A 2,928-nucleotide genomic window follows, 5' to 3' on the forward strand; every position below is an offset into this window, starting at 1 on the left:
TCGCAAGTCTCAATCATACTCATTTTGCGATCTGTTAGTGCATTCATTTTTTCAGCGACATCATCAGGTACACTATACTTTCCAGCTTCCCAATGTTGCCAGTGACGAGCAAAAATGCCATCGCTCTGCTTGAATCCGCGGATCAGGCCATGTATAAAGCCAAAAGATCCGGTTCTAATCGGATGTGTTTATACGACACATCCGATAAAACAAACAAATATTCGGCCTAAGCTATGCTTACTTAGTCAAGACTTTCCACTAACCAATTACTGCACCGGAGACGCGAATTATGGGAAAAAGGCAACGTTCCATTGTAAGGAACTGTTTGGAATTTGTGAGTTCTGGATTAACGTAGCGTCTTTTTGCTATTAGCAGACAAATAGTCTCTCAGCAGTTCTGGGCATACATCCTCACCTCGCGTGATAGGGAGCACAACTCAGTCACCTGCTGCAGAGGTTTTTTGAGGATTCTCGATTTCAGGAATGGAGTTTGAATTTTCAAGTTTAGTGCCAGGCCCCGGTTGGTAGGCGTTTAGGGGGCGGCGTTCTTTAAGGTCAAAGGTGTCTCCTGTGCTGAGCACATGCAGTTTCACGTCAAAGAGGGAAAGGATATGGTCTTCGGCCTCTTCAGCGATGTTGCTGTGGGTAATGCAACTTCCATCGACCACGTAGACTGCACCCTCTCCAAGCACCGTGAAATAGCAGAGTTCTTCCACCACGATGACAGTGTCCTCATCAAGGCCGATGCCAAGGACACGGGGGTTCTGCGCGACGGCCCCGAGGAGGCGCCCCATGCGGCCCCGTTCGGCAAAATGCTGGTCGATGACGACGTCCCGAATAAGGCCCAGACCCGGAGCCATGCGCAAATGCCCGATGCGGTGAGATTCGCCTCCTTCAGATTCAATCATCATGGTCTCACACATCACTGAAGCCCCGGCGCTTGTTCCGCAGATTACTCCGCCTGATTCAAAGAGGTTGTGGATGTGGGTTTCCATATGGGTTTCTCCGATCAGACTGGTAATGCGCAGCTGGTCTCCTCCGGTAAAAAAGAGGCCTCTGGCATCCTGCAGCACTTTTCCGTTTTCCTCGGAGTCCGCATCGGCCCGTTGATTCACGTTAAGGTGCGCCACGCCTTTCAGGCCCAGGTCCTGAAAAATCTTGCGGTAATCCTCGAAGGACTCTTCTGGTTCCTGGGAGGCGACGGTAGTGACCACCAGCTTGCCTTTCCCGACCCGTCTCGCAACTTCTTTGAGGATCTCGCACTTTCCTTCTCTGTCCTCGTGGCCTCCAATGATGATCAGGGTTCCCACTCTATCTTCTTTGCGTTGTTTATGGCTGGGCATGAATTTTCTCCTCCTGCTCCTTTTCTTCGCTCTTTTTCAGGTACACCCTGGGTGCTTTCATCTCTGAGGTGATGAACGCGCATGGGAAGTGACTGCTATTGTGGAACCAGCCACAATCGCCCTCGGGGGATAATACCAGCCCCCCGGCTTCGCCTCCTATGCGCTCATGCATCTCCCGAACCAGGCTGGAGACTGCAATTTCAGGACCGACCGTAGCGAGTTTTTCCATGATGCGGCTGTCCAGGCGGTAGCGCATGACCTTCTCTCCATCTCCGGAGAGGACCACAGCACCAACGGCGTTTTCTGCGTAGAAGCCACAGCCTGCGAGTGGGGAGGCCCCAACGCGCCCTACAGGAGTTCCGGTCAGTCCTCCGGTGGAGGTAGCCGCCACAAGGTTGCCCTTCTGGTCGAGAGCCACACAGCCCACAGTGTCATTTCCTTTTTGTTTTTCCTGCAGTTTTTTAATCTGCTCTGCAGTGATCAGGCTGTCGTTGTCGCACAGCTCCAGACCCTGTTCTTTAGCGTATTTGTGGGCCCCTTTGCCAGTGATCAATGTGGATTCCTTCTTCAGGATGGCACGTGCGATGGATACCGGATGCTTGACACCCTGCACGAAACCGACTGCACCAATCTGCAGGTCTTCGCCATTCATCATGGCGGCGTCCAATTGCACCTCGCCGCTCTCATTCAGACTCGAACCGTATCCAGCATTGAAGGCAGGATCATCCTCAAGCACACGAAGAGCGGCTTCGGCAGCATCAAGGGCGTTACCTCCGGCTTGAAGGATCTGGTGTCCGGCTTTAAGCGCCCTTTGTACCCCATCAAGGTTGGCCTGCTCTTTTGCAGGAGGCACGAGTTTGGCCCCTCCATGTACCATGATCGCGAATTTCACTTGGGCGGATGCTCGCATCTGTCTCTCCTGTGAACCAATGCACTTTGAAGCATTTTGTATGGGATCAGCTATATAATAATTAAAAGTTCACTTTAGAAAGCAGCTGTTCCTAATGGCTCTGGGGCTACCCGCTGGCTTCCTACTCATCATGCCTACCGCCACCATGGCTGCTTTTACCACCTTTCCGACCAATCTCGGACATATGTTTCTTATCCTCGCTGACTGATTCACCCCCTTTACGGCCGATGTCAGCCATGTGCTCTCTATCCTTGCTGACTGATTCACCGCCTTTCCGACCGATATCAGCCATGTGTTCTCTGTCCTTGCTGACTGTCTCACCGCCTTTTCGGCCTGCTTCCCGAGCCTCCTCTGAATCAAACTCATGCGCAGTGCCTTTTTCATGGGCTGCTTTGCCGCCCTTGCTGGCTATTTCTCGCTGCTTATCTTCATCCATGGAAGCAAACCCTCGTTTATCAATATGCCCGCCCTCACCACCGGTTTTTTCCTTCCCTCTATCTGAAGTTTCGATCGTATCTTTTAGGACGGACTCCTTAAACCACTGACGAATATGAGCAAGATGCTCGTCTTCTTCCCGTAACGCCTGCTGGAAATCCCGAGCCATATCCTCCATACCCATCTTTTCAGCCAGCATGATAAGCATCCGCCAGCCATCGTTATCTGCCAGCTCCGCGGT

Annotated in this window: 4 protein-coding genes; all 4 read right to left on the bottom strand. The window is 52.2% G+C overall.

The genetic code is table 11. The features are described 5' to 3' along the window. The coding region (locus BM122_RS26460; RefSeq protein ID WP_143083588.1) for an Aca2/YdiL-like domain-containing protein at nt 1-179 on the bottom strand (179 nt) is incomplete at its 3' end. A gap of 257 nt (nt 180-436) precedes the next feature. Beyond that, complete coding sequence (locus BM122_RS20870) at nt 437-1,342, bottom strand: cyanophycinase (protein WP_074907556.1); 906 nt, start codon at nt 1,340-1,342, stop codon at nt 437-439. Continuing rightward, nucleotides 1,329-2,252: an isoaspartyl peptidase/L-asparaginase family protein gene (locus BM122_RS20875; RefSeq protein WP_083398648.1), complete on the bottom strand. Its 924-nt coding sequence runs from the start codon at nt 2,250-2,252 to the stop codon at nt 1,329-1,331. Before BM122_RS20875 ends, BM122_RS20870 begins: the two co-directional genes overlap by 14 nt. Before the next feature lie 121 nt (nt 2,253-2,373). Further along, a partial coding sequence (locus BM122_RS25680; protein ID WP_256212267.1) for a con-10 family general stress protein occupies nt 2,374-2,928 on the bottom strand: 555 nt, incomplete at its 5' end.

Origin of the sequence: Nitrosomonas communis (assembly GCF_900114745.1) — a bacterium.
Lineage (GTDB): Bacteria > Pseudomonadota > Gammaproteobacteria > Burkholderiales > Nitrosomonadaceae > Nitrosomonas > Nitrosomonas communis_A.